Source organism: Aminobacter sp. 01T433 (assembly GCF_056398585.1).
The window spans coordinates 61416-75435 of the sequence record NZ_JBFTPR010000011.1; the positions used below are offsets into that span (position 1 = coordinate 61416).

Below are 14020 nucleotides of genomic sequence, written 5' to 3' on the forward strand. Positions count from 1 at the left end.
GGCTTGCACGCAGCGTCAGGACAACGCGCACAAACCCCGCCCGATGAACTGTGAAGAATGGGCAATAGATGCCCTGAGACAGCCGAAACATGGCTGCCGTTGCCAAGCCGCCCGACGCCTGCCTTTCCAACTGACCACTGCCTGCGGCTCAGTCTGAATCGGCAATCCGACGACGCCCGGAAAGTGCAGCACGCAAAGCAGCGGTGAAACCGGCCCGCGACCTATGCTGCAGAAAGCGGGACTTTGTGAGGGAGGAGCCGGACCTTGGTCCGACACGGGCATATGGGGTCCTCGAAATGGCCTACCGCCTCGCCCTCGTCGAGAACGCAATCGCAAGGCTTTCATCGAAGAAATTGGCGCGGCGGCCCGCCAGGAGCGCCGCGCCAGGGCGCTTGGTTAAGCTGCCGCGAATCCGTCACGGCACAGGCCGTTGAGCTGTTCCAGCGACATCGAGTCGAGGTCCAGTGCTGCAAGAAGGTCGTTTTCGGCATTGAAGTCGCGGCCATACATTGCCGAGAAGATGCGCACGCCGGATTCGTGCAGCTCGGCGGGGTAGCCGGCGAGACGACCGATCTTGGCGGTCGCGACCAGGCCGAACGGCACGTCTTCGGTGACATAGCGGCTGTCGGCCGTGGTCGGGCCCTGTCCGCCATTTCCGGCTTCGTGCATCTCCTGGTTCATCTGCGAGATCGAGCTCATCGGCACGTGGAACGACAGGTGGAAGTGCTGGAAGATGTTGCGCACCTCAAGGCCGAGCTTGGTGGCGATGGCGATGCGTTCCTGGTCGAGGTCTTCGAGCAGACGGCCGACATTCGGCGTCACGTTCTGGCCCTGGCTCCAGGTCTCGCCACGCTCCATGCGCGTCATGTTGCCGAGCGCGATGCCCATGTGGTTCTGCGGGTTGAGGTTGGACAGCGCGATCGCCATCAGGCTGCCCCGGTCGACGAAACGGTCGCCAAACAGCGTCTGGCAGACAGCAAAGCCATCGGCACTGCGCGAGGCCGGCACGGTGGCGAGATCGACCTTCTTGCGCACGGTGTTGACGTTGACCAGCGTCGGGCTGAGCTGTCGACCCGACACCACTGTCGTGCCCCAGCCAACGATCGGCGCGACAACGCCGCGTGCCGCAAGCAGGCGCGACAGGTAGAGCGCGCCAAAAGAGGCATGCGAGGAGATGATGATCGTCTGGTCGGCCCTGATGTAAGGCGCGATGGCGTCGAGAACGGTCTTGTGGCCATAGGCCGGCAGCGCGATCACGATCGCCTCGGAACCGGCGACAAGCGCTTCGGCACTGGCCGCGGCCGAAGGATGGAAGGTGCCTTCGACGGCACCCTGGGCGACCAACGCCTCGCCCTTGGCCAGCGCCTTGGTACGCTCGCCCGATGGCGACCACAGCGTCGCGTGATGCCCCTGCTGTTCGAGAAACACCGCCGTTCCAAAGGCGATAGAACCCGCGCCGACAATACCTACCTGCATTCCAATATTCCTTTTTGGATCAATATCATTTCAGTTCCGGTGGCCCGCCACAGGCTGGTGCCGCCGGGGTCGTTTCATTTCGGGCGTATCAACGCCCGCGTTGTGCTGCTGCCGACCTCGCCCGATGCCACCACCAGGAAAGCCCGCGCTCCGACCGAGCTGGCGCTGGTCAGCGAATGCGGTACGTCGCCGGCGTAGCGCGCCGTCTCACCGGCACGCACGATCATTTCATTGCCCGCGCTGCGCACGACGATCTCACCTTCCGTACAGTGGAGATGCTCGATGGTTCCCGCACCATGCGGGTCGCTGATCAGCTTGCCCTCAGGCTCGAAGCTCAGCAGATACCATTCGATCAGCGGCACCATGCCAGCTGGCGACAATATCTGCAGCGTGCAGCTGCCATCGGCACTTCGGATGGTCGGCGTCAGGTTCTCCGGCTGCAGGTCGATGCGATCGCCACGCTCTTCGGAAGCGCCGCTGATCAGGTTGTTGAGGTCGATGTTGAGTGCCCGGGTCAGATGCCACAGCGTGCCGTAGGTTGGGTTGGCGTTGCCGCGCTCGATCTCGGACAGCATCGAGCGCGACACGCCCGACCTGGTCGCGAGGTCAGCAAGCGTGAGCTTTTGCTGTTTCCGGTACGCCTGCAGGCGCGGCCCGATTTCCGGCGGATTGACCGAATGCATGTTCATTCCGATGCTCCTTCCGACGCCTCGGGCAGTTTATTCGGCGAGCGGCTCTCCAAGCGTGTGCATGAGCCGGTTGGCCCAGCCGAATAGGGACGACGACAAGATCAGGTCGAGGATCTCGTCCTTGCCGAGGCCGGCATCGACCAGCGCCTGCATGTCCGAGGCATCAGCGTCGGAGGGGCACTTCGACAGCTTGACGGCGAAGTTGAAGATCGCCTTGAGCCGGGGGGCGATCTCAGCATCGACACCGTCGGCGAAGATCGCCGCAATGACGGTCTCGTCCTTGGTCAGCTGGTTGTAGCGGTTGGCGTGCACCGCTGCACAATAGATGCAGCGGTTGACGATCGAGGCACCGACGGCGCCGATCTCGCGCTCGGCGCGCGACAGCCCGCCCTTGTTGTACATCACGCCGTTGAACAGCGGCGAACGGTGCGTCAGCGTTTCGACGTCATGCGCCAGCACCAGAACATAGTCCGACACCTTGGTGTTGGACGGTGTGATCTTCAGCGCTTCGAGCTGTGCGGGGCTCGCCTCGGCAAGGTCGAGCGGCCTGACATAGGGCTTCCACTCGGGAATGGTGGTGGTGAATTCGTGGACAACCTTGCTCATGCCAATCCCCGCATCAGCCGCAGCCCGGCGGCGACCCTGATCTGATAGCTGACGAATGCGACAAGCTCCGACAGACGGACGATGTCGGCATCAGTGAGGCCCGCTTCCTGCAGCAATTCGATGTCGCGGCGCGTCGCATCCTTTGGGGCATGCGCAACCAGGTCGACATGCCGGATCAGGGCCTTGAGACGCGCATCGTTGCCACCGTCGAACCAGATGTCGGCGATGCGCGCGGTGTCGCCGGACGCGCCGGCCTTTTCGAGCAGGGCTTCGAAATGTTCCTCGAAGTCCTTGTCGTCGTTGATCTTGGCGATACGGCAAGCGAGAGCCGCGCGTTCGGCATGCGACAGCCCGCCTGGCTCGACCGGCGTCAATGCGCCGTCATGCGTCTGCTGCGTCAACGCCATGATGTCGGCGCGGCCAGCCACCACCTCGGCCAGCGCGCTGCCGGGTTCGATGCCGACGATCGCGGCGATCACGTCCTCGTTTTGTGCCATGCCGTTCTCCTATGCCTGCTTGCGGGCAGCCGCCCGCTCATCGTCCGGCAAGGGCGATGCCGTCCACTCGTCGCCACGCAGTTCGGGCGTGTCGTAGTCGAGCAGGCGCTGCCAGTACTGGCCGAAATTCTCGGTGTAGAGCTTGGCGGCGATCTCGCGCGCCAGCCACGCCGCACCTTCGCTGATACCTGGAATGTCGCCGCTCATCTTGCCAAGGCTTGCTGCGGCACCGGAATTGAAGCTGTGGATGTTGGCGAGCCATGGCGCCTGCCCAGGCTCGCGCTCCAGGAAGGTGAAGTCGCGCGCAAGGTAGGGATAATTGCCGAGCTCGCTGTTTTCCTGGCCCTCGGGCGGTGTGAAACGGTCCTGCCACAGCAGGATCTTGTCGGCGTAGCCGTCGAGTTCCTTGCGCGCCAGCGGATCGACACCGAAGCCGGTGCCGAGGATCAGGAAGTCGGCGCGAACGGCCTTGCCCTGCGATGTCGAAATGACGATCTCCTCGCCATCGAGCTCGGTCTGCTCGACCGCCGCATCAAAATGGAAAAAGGCATTCGGGTGCTGGCTGACGCGCATCGTCGAACCACGCGGCGCCGGCGTCTGCGTGCGCAGCGAGTAGTTCATGATCTGCCAGCGCCTGGCATCGCCCAACTGCGGGAATGCAGCGGTGAAGCCGAACGAGCCGATGCCCATCAGCTTGTTGATGCAGGGCATCTCCTTGCGGCGGATGAGGTGGCGCACTTCGGCCGCCCCTGCTTCCAGCGCCTCGGCGGCATTGTCGACGGCGGATGCCCCGACGCCGACCACCACCACTCGCTTGCCGCGCAGTGCGGCAAAGTCAATTTCATGCGAAGAATGCGCCCAGTATTTCTGGGGCAAATTGTCGACGAAGCCGGGAATGCTGGGATGTCCCATGCCGTCGCGGCCGGTCGCCATCACCACCTTGCGGGCAAGCACCGACGTTTCGCGCGCGCCCTCGCCAGCAAGCGTCAGCCGCATCAGCTTGCCTTCCGGCAGGATGGTCTTGACCTCAACGCCGTTTTCCACCGGCAATTCAAGCACCTTGCGGTACCAGCGCAGATATTCCATCCACATTGGGCGCGGGATCTTGTCCAGTTCCGCCCACGTCTCATTGCCGAACTGGGCGACATACCAGGCGCGGAAGGTCAGCGACGCCATGCCATAGGCCGGGCCGGTCAGCTGCTTGGGCGAACGCAGCGTTTCCATGCGCGCATAGGTCAGCCACGGCCCCTCGAACCCCGCCGGGCTGCGGTCGAAGATGCGGATATTCTGGATGCCGGCGCCGATCAGCGCGAAGCTTGCGACCAGGCCGCACATGCCACCGCCAATGACGACGACGTCGTGGACATGGTCTTCAGCAGCCGTCGGAACAACCCAGTTTGCCGGCGGATAGCACAGGCAGGCCAAGTCGTCGCGAACGCGCTGTTCGAGTTCTTCCAGTCCGCCGGCGGCGGACTGGAGCGGTGCGGATACGTCAAACGCCATGGTGATCTGCCTGTTGCCCACGCCAAGCGGCCCGGGCGTCCTTCCTCAGTTATGTGCGTGGCGGTCGGGAATGACCGTCGTGGTCTCGGGTTTCCAGCCGACCCAGACGTCGTCGCCGTTGAGCTGGTTGACATCGGAGGGGTGGACCAGCGCGTTGAGCATCGTGCCGTCGCCGACCTCGACCGAAAGCGAGGTGTGGTTGCCCTTGAACACGCGCTGGCGAATCTTGCCCTTGATGCGGTTGCCGGTCGTCGGCTCGTCGGCCGAGCAATGAATCGCCTCGGGACGCAGCACGACATAGAGATGGTCGCCGGCCTTGGGCGTCAGCCCGCCTTGGGTTGCCTTGATGGTGATGCCGTTCCAGCTCAACGCCGCATTGTCGCCCTCGGTGCCAACGACCGTGCTGCGCAAAAGGTTGGTCTCGCCGATGAAGTTGGCGACGAACACCGAGCCAGGACGCCCGTAGAGCGTGTTCGGATCGCCCATCTGCTCGATGCGGCCCTTGTTCATGACCACGATCGTGTCGGACATCGTCAGCGCCTCTTCCTGGTCGTGGGTCACGAACATGAAGGTCTTGCCGGTCTTTTCCTGGATCGACTTGAGCTCGATCTGCATCTGCTGGCGCAGCTTGGCGTCAAGTGCCGACAGCGGCTCGTCGAGCAGCAACACGTCCGGATCGGGTGCCAACGCACGCATCAGCGCTACGCGCTGGCGCTGGCCACCGGACAGTTCCGCTGGCAAGCGCTTGGCAAAGTCTTGCAGTTGGACCAGCTCGAGCAACTCGCTGACCCGGCGATGGATGTGCTGGTTGTCCAAACCCTTCAGCTCGAGGCCAAAGGCGATGTTCTTGGCGACGCTCATATGCGGGAAGAGCGCATAATCCTGGAACACGATGTTGACGTTGCGCTTGTTGGGCGGAACACGCGTGACGTCCTTGCCGCCAAGCAGGATGCGGCCGGAATTCGGCGTCTCAAAACCGCCGAGCATGCGCAGCGAAGTGGACTTGCCGCAGCCAGACGGGCCGAGCAGCGTGACGAACTTGCCGCCCTCGATGCTCAGGTTCAGGTTCTCGACGGCAACATGCTTGCCGTAGCTCTTGGTGACATTGTCGAACTGAACGACGGGTTGCATCAGCGGGTCCTCGCGCGGCGGGTAAGGTACTCGGCGTACAGTCCGACGGCGGCGGTAACCACCAGGACGAGTGTCGCCATTGCGTTGATTTCGGGAGACATGCCGCCCTGCACCTTGGCGAAGATCAGCATGGGAAGGGTCGGGCGATAGCCGCCCAGGAAGAAGGTGCGGACGAAGTCGTCGATCGACAAAAGCACGCAGAAGATCATGCCGCCCACAAGGGCCGGCCCAAGATAGGGCAACGTGACGCGGAAGAAGGCAACGACGCTGTCGGCGCCAAGATCACGCGCGGCATCGACGAGATTGCTTGGCATCGAGCGCAGGCGGGTCAATGCCATGACCACCACGAAAGGCACGGCATGCACCGTGTGGCCCAAGATGATGGCGGCGGTTCCCGTCGGCATGTCGATGGTCGAGATGAAGATGCGCAGCGAAATCGCGGAAATCATGCCGGGCACGACGGCCGGAAGACAGGCGAGCGCAAAGATGATGACCTGGCCCTTGATGCCTTCGGCAACGATCAGCATGGCAATCCATGTACCAAGCGTGGTCGCAGCCAGCGTCGAGGCGGCGGCGATCATGACCGAATACAGGCAAGCCTCCAGGAACTGCTTGTCCTGCATGACCTTGGCGTACCAATCGAACGTCCAGTCGCCGATCGGGAAAGCGACGAAATTGGCATCCTTGAAGCTCATCGCCATCATCAGCGTCAGCGGCAACAGCAGATAAAGCAGGAAGGCCCAGTAAATCGCGGTCAGCGTGGTGCGCGGGGCGTCGGAAAACATGTTGCGCATCAAAATGCACTCCTTTTCTTGCCGCCGACGAGGCGCATGAAGATACCCGCCGTGATCAAGGCGGTGACCAGCATGATCAGTGCGAAGGCAGCACCCACCGGCCACTTGTCGCTGGCACCATGGAAGAAGCCGCTGATCGTTTCGGGGAACAGCACGGTGTTGGGCCCGCCCAGCAGCATGGGGGTTGCGAAGACGCCGATGCAGGTCAAAAACACCAGCGAACAGCCCGACACGATGCCGTCCTTGGACAGCGGCAGGATGATCTTGCGGAACCGTGTGAACGGCCCCGCGCCGAGATCGGCAGCGGCATCCAGATACTGCGACGGAATCTTCTCGATCGCCGAATAGAGCGGCAAAAGCATGTACAAACAGATCAAGTAGACAAGGCCGAAGCCGAGCGAAAACGAGGTGTAGAGCATCGGGATCGGCTTATCGATCAACCCGACCTCGCGCAGCAGCACGTTGAGCGCACCGCGATTGGCCAAGAGCATGATCACCGAGAAGGTGCGGATCAGCTCGCCGGCCCAGAACGGCACCAGCAGCAGCAGCAGCGCTTTGGAGCGGCCCTCCGGCTTGACGATCTTGGCGACGTAGTAGGCGACCGGATAGACCACCACCAACGTGATAGCCGTCGCTGCCGTTGCAAAGATGAAGCTCTTGATCAGCGGCGTGAAATAGAGCGATTCACTGAAGAAGATCGCGTAGTTGTCGAAGGTGTAACGCGACTCCACGCCCGGCTGGACCGGGTAATGGGACATCAGGCTGATCTTCAGCATCTGGTAGATCGGCCCGACATGCAGCATGGCCAGCCAGATCAGCGGCACGCCGGCCAGAAGGATGACCCTGCCGATCCGCGACTCCACCGCAGCCCCCAGCGTGTGCCGGTAAAGTGCCGAATTGACCACCTTGGCTATGCCGGTCGAATATTTGGGCACGGACGCGTTGCGCACCGCCCCATATCCGGCTGTCGTGTTGCTACTCACCATCAAACAATCTCGGTTGGCGCAGCCCGACTGGTACCGCGCGGCGAGGCCGGCGGTCAGTCATTGCGCGTTGTGGGCTTGGACAAGCTTGGCTGCCTGTCCCGGAGATCGTCGCAGCGCTCCGGGACAGACTGCAGGCCGTGCGAGGCCTAGCCTCGTCAGGCCGCTTTGACCTCTGCGGTCGCGCGGTCGATCATCTCGTTCTTCATGTCGCGATTGACCGACGAGAAGAATACGATGCGCTCGAGCTCTTCCTGCGGCAGCGTCGCGGCGAGCTTCTCACGGTCGTTGAGCAGGTCGCCGACGCCGTTGATCGTCGAGCTGTAGCCCGACTGGCGGGTCATCGCGGCACCCACTTCTGGGCTTGCCAGCACTGCGTCGAGCAGCTTGTAGGCGTTCTCGGCGTTCGGCGCGTTGTTGACGACGTTGAGCGTGTAGCAGAAGCCGAACGTGCCTTCCTTCGGCACCGACAGCTGGATCGGATGACCGTCGAAGATCAGCTTGGCAGCGGGACCCGACCACGAATGGGCGAGGTAGATGTCCTCGTTGATGAACATCTGCTGCACTTCCGAGCCCGCTTCATAGTACTTGCGGACCATGTCCTTGTTCTTGATCAGGAAGTCGCGCGCTTCGTTGGTTGCCTTCAGGGCGACTTCAGGCTTGCCGGCATAGGTGACGAAGTCGCCGTCATGGCCGAGATACTGCATGACGATGGTCATGAAGTCGCTGACGATGTAGGAGGTCTGGCCCTTGTACTGCGGATCGAACATGATCTCCCAGCTCGGCGCTTCCTTCACATAGTCGACGTTGCGGGCGAGGCCCTCATAGCCGGCGAGGATCGGCAGGCCCCACAGATTGCCATCGACACGCGCCCAAGGAGCATCCTGATAGGCGGTGTTGAGGTTCTTCCAGTTGGAGATCTTGCCGGTGTCGAGCGGCTGCAGCAGCTTCGAGCTGATGAACTGCGTATAGCGGTGGCCGGCAACGGTGACGATGTCGGTCGAAGGATTGGCTCCCTCGGCGGTGAGCAGGTTGTACTGCTTGCCCTGGTCGTCGGTCAGCCGGATATTGACCTGAATTCCAGTGTCCTTCTGGAACTTGTCGAGGAATTCCTGCGGCAGGAATTTGTCATAGGTGGTGATGTTCAGCACGCCGCTCGCCCAGCTTTGGGTCGGGCGAATGACATAGGGCATCGCCAGAGCGGCAGCGCCACCACCAAGCAGCTTCAGCGCGGTACGGCGGTTTGGTACCAGAATATTGTTCATTATGTTCCCCATTGGATAATACGAAGCATGCTCGCGGAGTTGACCGCGCAATAAAACCCGCCCTCGCCCAGTCAAATGGACTGTGCGACCGACAAGCCGGCAAAAAAGTGTACTCGTAGAGATTTACAGACAGCTATGAACTGGCGCCAAGTCCTCCACTAAGCCAGCCACGAATTCCGACATTCCGTCCGCAAATTCCACTAAACTGGAATTTTTCTGTAAACCGGCCGATTGTCAAGCATTGTTAGAAAAAATCTGTTCGCCCACCAACATCTGATGGCGGTCTGGTTGGCCATAGCTGTGGATGAAGCCGGCTAAGCCTCGGTCGAGACGCTGAGTTCGACGCGATCCGCGACAAAGCGGGTTTCTGCATACTGAACTGGCACGCCTTCGGCATCGACATTGACCGCAACGGCGACAAGCACGATTGCGCCGGCCGACAGCTTGAGATCGGCCAGATCGGCGGTATCGGCATGCCGCGCCGAGACCAGCGTAGAACGGCGGAAATAGTCCTCGATTCCAAAATGCTGGAAACTGAGTGTGATCGAACCGGTTTCGGCATAGATCTTCTCGAAACTTGGGAAGCGTTTCGCCTCAAACCAGCTTGTCGCGCGCGAAACCGGCCTGCCGTCGGCCTCACTGAGCGTTTCCAGCCGGATCACCGCCGCTCCCGCGGCAAGGCGCAGCGATTCGGCGACCCGCGTGCCTGCTGGCTCAAGCGCGTGCGCCAGAAGCGTACTGCGGCGTTCGCGCGTTTGCTCGCGCAGTCCGGTCGAAAAGCGCGTGCGTGCCGAAATCGGATAAGACAGCTTCTGCCGGCTCTCGACAAAGGTGCCCCGTCCCTGCTCGGCGCGCAGGACGCCTTCCTGGACAAGTGCTGCAATGGCGCTGCGCAGCGTGTGGCGGTTGACGCCGAAACGCTCGGACAACGCCACTTCAGTCGGCAGTCGGCCATCGGCACCCAACGTGCCGGCTGATATCGCCTGCCTGATCTGGTCGGCGATCTGACGCCACAGCGCCACGCCGCTCTTCCGCGTTACCGTTGATTCCGGTTCGTTCAAATCCCCAGCCCCTGTCATGCACCCGTCACGGAGCCTCTCTACAAGCCCGTTGTATGTTGTTCGTTTGTATAGAACAATAGACAAATAAAGCGAACGGAGCGGCGATGAAAATGGATCGACGGCAAGAACGAGAAATGGAGGCAGCGCGCAAGGTCGCGATGGCAGCGCTGGCCATGGCCCCCACCGACGAGTTGAAGCGCCTGTGTGCGGCCGCGGGCGTGACCAACGACGCTGAATTGCTGCGCGGCCCCGAAACCGGGCTGGTGTCGGTGCGCGGCCGGATCGGCGGCGGCGGAGCACCCTTCAATTTCGGCGAAGCGACGGTGACGCGTGCGACCGTGCGCTTGCCAAGCGGCGAGATCGGCCATGCCTATGCGCTCGGCCGCGACAAGGAAAAAGCGAAGCTCTCGGCCATCACCGATGCTCTCTGGCAGAACCCGGGCCGGCGCGCCGACATCGAGCAGAAGATCATCGCACCTCTGCGCGCGGCACAAGTAGCCGCCGATACGACCCGTCGCGCAGAAACGGCGGCGACCAAGGTCGACTTCTTCACCATGGTGCGCGGAGAGGACTGATGGACCAGATGGACGTGATAGACGGCGGCTTTTCCGCTCCCGTATTCGACGCGCAGTTCGTGTTCCGCGCCGTGATGGACGCCATGGCGCGACCGGGTACCATTCAGCCTGTGCACGCCCTCGCGCAGCCACCCGCACCGCTTTCGCCAACCGCTGGTGCGGTCGCGCTGACCTTGTGCGACCACGACACCCCGCTTTGGCTCGACACCGGACTGCAGGTCTCGGCTGCGGTAAAATCCTGGCTCGGTTTCCACACGGGCGCACCGCATGCCGGAACACCGGCCGACGCGCATTTCGCACTCGTTGCCAACCCAGCCAACCTGATCGCGCTCGAAAACTTCGCGCAAGGGACGCAGGAATATCCCGATCGTTCAACAACGCTGATCCTGCAGGTCGAGAGCCTGACTTCGGGCGCGCCGCTTCGCCTCGAAGGTCCCGGCATCGAGACCTTTGCGACCATCGCGCCGACGCCGCTGCCGCGCCATTTCGTCGAGCAGTGGAAGCAGAACGGTGCGCGCTTCCCGCGCGGCGTCGACCTGATCCTTGCGGCTCCCGACGGCGTTGCCTGCCTGCCCCGCACCACCCGCATCAAGACGACGGAGGCCTGACATGTATGTGGCAGTCAAAGGTGGCGAAGCCGCCATCGCCAACGCCCACCGCCTGCTCGCCGACCGTCGCCGTGGCGACCGCTCGGTGCCTGCGCTGCGCATCGACCAGATCGTCGAGCAGCTGGCGCTCGGCATTGACCGCGTCATGGCCGAAGGCTCGCTCTACGACCGCGAACTCGCGGCCCTTGCGGTGATGCAATCGCGCGGCGACCTGATCGAGGCGATCTTCCTTGTCCGCGCCTATCGCACGACCTTGCCGCGCTTCGGCTACACCAAGCCGATCGACACCGCCGCCATGCAGGTCGAGCGTCGCGTTTCGGCGACCTACAAGGACCTGCCGGGCGGCCAGCTGCTCGGACCGACCTTCGACTACACGCACCGTTTGCTCGACCCCGAACTCGCCGGCGATCCAGTTGTCGCTGAGGCAGAACAACGCGAGTCGGACGACCAGCGTATGATGCGGGTATCGGAAATCCTCGCCCATGAGGGCCTGATCGAAGCCGACGGCGAACTGCCAGAGGATCATCTGACTGGCGACATCACCCGCGAACCCCTCGAATTCCCGCTGGCCCGCGACAGCCGCCTGCAAGCGCTGTCGCGCGGCGACGAAGGTTTTCTGCTCGCGCTCGGCTATTCCACGCAGCGCGGCTATGGCCGCAGCCATCCCTTCGTTGGCGAGGTTCGTATCGGCGAGGTCGAGCTTGAGCTCGACGTACCGGAACTGCCTTTCCCCGTAACCCTTGGCCGCATCCGCGTCACCGAGTGCCAGATGGTCAACCAGTTCAAGGGTTCGGCCAAGGCGCCGCCGCAATTCACACGCGGTTACGGCCTTGTCTTCGGCCAGTCCGAGCGCAAGGCGATGGCCATGTCGCTGTGCGACCGTGCGCTGCGCGCCGGCGAATTGGGCGAAGACATCACCGCACCCGCGCAGGACGAGGAGTTCGTGATTTCGCACTCCGACAACGTCCAGGCCACCGGCTTCGTCGAACACCTGAAGCTGCCGCACTATGTCGACTTCCAAGCCGAACTCGACCTCGTGCGGCGCATGCGCGGCGAGCATGAAAAGCGCAACCAGACGAACGAAACCGACCAGCGCGAGGCGGCAGAATGACCATCGCAGCACCAGAAATCGCAACCTACAACTTCGCTTATCTCGATGAGCAGACCAAGCGGATGATCCGCCGGGCGATCCTCAAGGGCATCGCCATCCCCGGCTATCAGGTGCCCTTCGCCAGCCGTGAAATGCCGATGCCTTATGGCTGGGGCACTGGCGGCGTGCAGGTGACCGCCGCGATCATCGGCCCTGACGACGTGCTCAAGGTCATCGACCAGGGCGCCGACGACACCACCAATGCGGTGTCGATCCGCGCCTTCTTCCAGAAGGTCGCCGATGTCGCCGTCACCACCGAAACGGCGAAGGCGACGATCATCCAGACCCGTCACCGCATCCCTGAACATCAGCTGACGGAAGGCCAGACGCTGGTCTACCAGGTGCCGATCCCCGAGCCGTTGCGTTTCCTCGAACCGCGCGAGACCGAAACGCGGAAAATGCACGCGCTTGAGGAATATGGGCTGATGCACGTCAAGCTCTACGAGGACATCGCCAAGCACGGCCGCATTGCCACGACCTATGCCTACCCGGTCAAGGTCGAGGGCCGTTACGTGATGGACCCTTCGCCGACGCCGAAATTCGACAATCCAAAGATGCACATGTCGCCGGCACTCCAGCTGTTCGGCGCAGGGCGCGAAAAGCGCATCTATGCCGTACCGCCCTTCACCAAAGTGGTCAGCCTCGATTTCGAGGACCATCCCTTCGAGATCCAGAGCTTCGACCAGCCTTGCGCCCTATGCGGCGCCGAGCAGGTCTATCTCGACGAGGTCATCCTCGATGACAAGGGCGGACACATGTTCGTCTGTTCCGACACCGACCATTGCGAGACACGCCAGGCCTGCGGCCATCGCGGCCACCTCTCTCCCGATATTCTGGAGCAAGCCCAATGACCGACGAACCGCTCCTGCGCGTCACAGCGCTGTCCAAATATTACGGCTCGCGCATCGGCTGCGAGGACATCTCCTTCGACCTCTGGCCGGGCGAAGTGCTGGCAGTCGTCGGCGAATCCGGCTCGGGCAAGACGACGCTGCTCAACTGCCTCGCCACCAGGCTTTTGCCAACCTCGGGCACCGCAAGCTACCGCATGCGCGATGGCCAGTGGCGCGACCTCTACCGCATGAGCGAGGCCGAGCGTCGTTTCCTGATGCGCACCGACTGGGGTTTTGTCCATCAGAACCCCGCCGATGGACTGCGCATGACCGTGTCTGCCGGCGCCAATGTCGGTGAGCGGCTGATGGCCGTCGGCGACCGCCACTATGGCAACATCCGCGCAACGGCCGTCGATTGGCTCAGCCGGGTCGAGATCGATGAGCAACGCATCGACGACGAGCCGCGCGCCTTTTCGGGCGGCATGCGCCAGCGCCTGCAGATCGCCCGCAATCTGGTCACCGGCCCGCGCCTGATATTCATGGACGAGCCGACCGGCGGCCTCGACGTTTCGGTGCAGGCGCGCCTGCTTGACCTGCTGCGCGGGCTGGTCACCGACCTCGGCCTAGCTGCCATCGTCGTCACCCACGACCTCGCAGTCGCCAGGCTTTTGTCGCAACGCATGATGGTGATGAAGGACGGCCATGTCGTCGAGGCTGGTCTCACCGACCGCGTGCTCGACGACCCGCGCGCGCCCTACACCCAGCTTCTCGTCTCCTCCATTTTGCAGGTCTGAGCATGATCCCGAAAAGTGGTTCCCGGTTTTCGGACAAGATCATGCTCACCAAGGAAAG

General features: G+C 62.8%; 15 protein-coding genes. 5 read left to right on the forward strand and 10 right to left on the reverse strand.

Translation table 11 applies throughout. From position 1 onward, the window contains the following. Positions 1-396 precede the first annotated feature (396 nt). From AC1DLV_RS19370 to phnF, 10 genes are all read right to left on the reverse strand, one after another. Positions 397-1476, reverse strand: coding sequence for an NAD/NADP octopine/nopaline dehydrogenase family protein (locus tag AC1DLV_RS19370; protein ID WP_476801551.1), 1080 nt, complete (start codon positions 1474-1476; stop codon positions 397-399). A gap of 74 nt (positions 1477-1550) precedes the next feature. Then, the gene (locus AC1DLV_RS19375; RefSeq protein WP_476801552.1) at positions 1551-2165 is read right to left on the reverse strand and encodes a helix-turn-helix domain-containing protein; all 615 of its coding nucleotides are present in this window, start codon (positions 2163-2165) and stop codon (positions 1551-1553) included. 30 nt (positions 2166-2195) lie between these two features. After that, the gene (locus tag AC1DLV_RS19380; RefSeq protein ID WP_476801553.1) at positions 2196-2771 is read right to left on the reverse strand and encodes a peroxidase-related enzyme; all 576 of its coding nucleotides are present in this window, start codon (positions 2769-2771) and stop codon (positions 2196-2198) included. Next, on the reverse strand, positions 2768-3268 hold the full coding sequence (locus tag AC1DLV_RS19385) for a CMD domain-containing protein (protein WP_476801554.1): 501 nt from the start codon (positions 3266-3268) through the stop codon (positions 2768-2770). The genes AC1DLV_RS19380 and AC1DLV_RS19385 overlap by 4 nt, the downstream gene beginning before the upstream one ends. Positions 3269-3277: 9 nt before the next feature. Then, positions 3278-4771: an NAD(P)-binding domain-containing protein gene (locus AC1DLV_RS19390; RefSeq protein WP_476801555.1), complete on the reverse strand. Its 1494-nt coding sequence runs from the start codon at positions 4769-4771 to the stop codon at positions 3278-3280. 45 nt (positions 4772-4816) lie between these two features. Continuing rightward, positions 4817-5902, reverse strand: a complete 1086-nt coding sequence (locus AC1DLV_RS19395) for an ABC transporter ATP-binding protein (protein ID WP_476801556.1) — start codon at positions 5900-5902, stop codon at positions 4817-4819. Then, the gene (locus AC1DLV_RS19400) at positions 5902-6696 is read right to left on the reverse strand and encodes an ABC transporter permease (RefSeq protein WP_476801557.1); all 795 of its coding nucleotides are present in this window, start codon (positions 6694-6696) and stop codon (positions 5902-5904) included. The genes AC1DLV_RS19395 and AC1DLV_RS19400 overlap by 1 nt, the downstream gene beginning before the upstream one ends. Next, a complete protein-coding gene (locus tag AC1DLV_RS19405) occupies positions 6696-7682 on the reverse strand; it encodes an ABC transporter permease (protein ID WP_476801558.1) in 987 nt (328 codons plus the stop codon). The genes AC1DLV_RS19400 and AC1DLV_RS19405 overlap by 1 nt, the downstream gene beginning before the upstream one ends. Before the next feature lie 155 nt (positions 7683-7837). Further along, the gene (locus AC1DLV_RS19410; RefSeq protein ID WP_476801559.1) at positions 7838-8944 is read right to left on the reverse strand and encodes an extracellular solute-binding protein; all 1107 of its coding nucleotides are present in this window, start codon (positions 8942-8944) and stop codon (positions 7838-7840) included. A gap of 314 nt (positions 8945-9258) precedes the next feature. Beyond that, entirely contained in the window at positions 9259-10023 is a 765-nt protein-coding gene (gene phnF, locus AC1DLV_RS19415; RefSeq protein ID WP_476801560.1) for a phosphonate metabolism transcriptional regulator PhnF, read from the reverse strand. A gap of 86 nt (positions 10024-10109) precedes the next feature. Between phnF and phnG the strand changes: the two genes are divergently transcribed. From phnG to phnK, 5 genes are read left to right on the forward strand one after another with little or no spacing between them, the layout of a single operon-like run. After that, positions 10110-10580: a phosphonate C-P lyase system protein PhnG gene (gene phnG / locus AC1DLV_RS19420; RefSeq protein WP_476801561.1), complete on the forward strand. Its 471-nt coding sequence runs from the start codon at positions 10110-10112 to the stop codon at positions 10578-10580. Beyond that, positions 10580-11188, forward strand: a complete 609-nt coding sequence (gene phnH / locus AC1DLV_RS19425) for a phosphonate C-P lyase system protein PhnH (protein WP_476801562.1) — start codon at positions 10580-10582, stop codon at positions 11186-11188. The genes phnG and phnH overlap by 1 nt, the downstream gene beginning before the upstream one ends. 1 nt (position 11189) lies before the next feature. Then, complete coding sequence (locus AC1DLV_RS19430) at positions 11190-12299, forward strand: carbon-phosphorus lyase complex subunit (RefSeq protein WP_476801563.1); 1110 nt, start codon at positions 11190-11192, stop codon at positions 12297-12299. Further along, a complete protein-coding gene (locus AC1DLV_RS19435) occupies positions 12296-13189 on the forward strand; it encodes an alpha-D-ribose 1-methylphosphonate 5-phosphate C-P-lyase PhnJ (protein ID WP_476801564.1) in 894 nt (297 codons plus the stop codon). Before AC1DLV_RS19430 ends, AC1DLV_RS19435 begins: the two co-directional genes overlap by 4 nt. Then, on the forward strand, positions 13186-13962 hold the full coding sequence (gene phnK, locus AC1DLV_RS19440) for a phosphonate C-P lyase system protein PhnK (protein WP_476801565.1): 777 nt from the start codon (positions 13186-13188) through the stop codon (positions 13960-13962). Before AC1DLV_RS19435 ends, phnK begins: the two co-directional genes overlap by 4 nt. Positions 13963-14020: the final 58 nt, after the last annotated feature.

What these genes read in the sequence shown, in the direction of transcription:
- AC1DLV_RS19370 (WP_476801551.1), bottom strand. Translation starts at nt 1,476, where the DNA reads ATGCAGGTAGGTATTGTCGGCGCGGGTTCTATCGCCTTTGGAACGGCG.
- AC1DLV_RS19375 (WP_476801552.1), bottom strand. Translation starts at nt 2,165, where the DNA reads ATGAACATGCATTCGGTCAATCCGCCGGAAATCGGGCCGCGCCTGCAG.
- AC1DLV_RS19380 (WP_476801553.1), bottom strand. Translation starts at nt 2,771, where the DNA reads ATGAGCAAGGTTGTCCACGAATTCACCACCACCATTCCCGAGTGGAAG.
- AC1DLV_RS19385 (WP_476801554.1), bottom strand. Translation starts at nt 3,268, where the DNA reads ATGGCACAAAACGAGGACGTGATCGCCGCGATCGTCGGCATCGAACCC.
- AC1DLV_RS19390 (WP_476801555.1), bottom strand. Translation starts at nt 4,771, where the DNA reads ATGGCGTTTGACGTATCCGCACCGCTCCAGTCCGCCGCCGGCGGACTG.
- AC1DLV_RS19395 (WP_476801556.1), bottom strand. Translation starts at nt 5,902, where the DNA reads ATGCAACCCGTCGTTCAGTTCGACAATGTCACCAAGAGCTACGGCAAG.
- AC1DLV_RS19400 (WP_476801557.1), bottom strand. Translation starts at nt 6,696, where the DNA reads ATGCGCAACATGTTTTCCGACGCCCCGCGCACCACGCTGACCGCGATT.
- AC1DLV_RS19405 (WP_476801558.1), bottom strand. Translation starts at nt 7,682, where the DNA reads ATGGTGAGTAGCAACACGACAGCCGGATATGGGGCGGTGCGCAACGCG.
- AC1DLV_RS19410 (WP_476801559.1), bottom strand. Translation starts at nt 8,944, where the DNA reads ATGAACAATATTCTGGTACCAAACCGCCGTACCGCGCTGAAGCTGCTT.
- phnF (WP_476801560.1), bottom strand. Translation starts at nt 10,023, where the DNA reads ATGACAGGGGCTGGGGATTTGAACGAACCGGAATCAACGGTAACGCGG.
- phnG (WP_476801561.1), top strand. Translation starts at nt 10,110, where the DNA reads ATGAAAATGGATCGACGGCAAGAACGAGAAATGGAGGCAGCGCGCAAG.
- phnH (WP_476801562.1), top strand. Translation starts at nt 10,580, where the DNA reads ATGGACCAGATGGACGTGATAGACGGCGGCTTTTCCGCTCCCGTATTC.
- AC1DLV_RS19430 (WP_476801563.1), top strand. Translation starts at nt 11,190, where the DNA reads ATGTATGTGGCAGTCAAAGGTGGCGAAGCCGCCATCGCCAACGCCCAC.
- AC1DLV_RS19435 (WP_476801564.1), top strand. Translation starts at nt 12,296, where the DNA reads ATGACCATCGCAGCACCAGAAATCGCAACCTACAACTTCGCTTATCTC.
- phnK (WP_476801565.1), top strand. Translation starts at nt 13,186, where the DNA reads ATGACCGACGAACCGCTCCTGCGCGTCACAGCGCTGTCCAAATATTAC.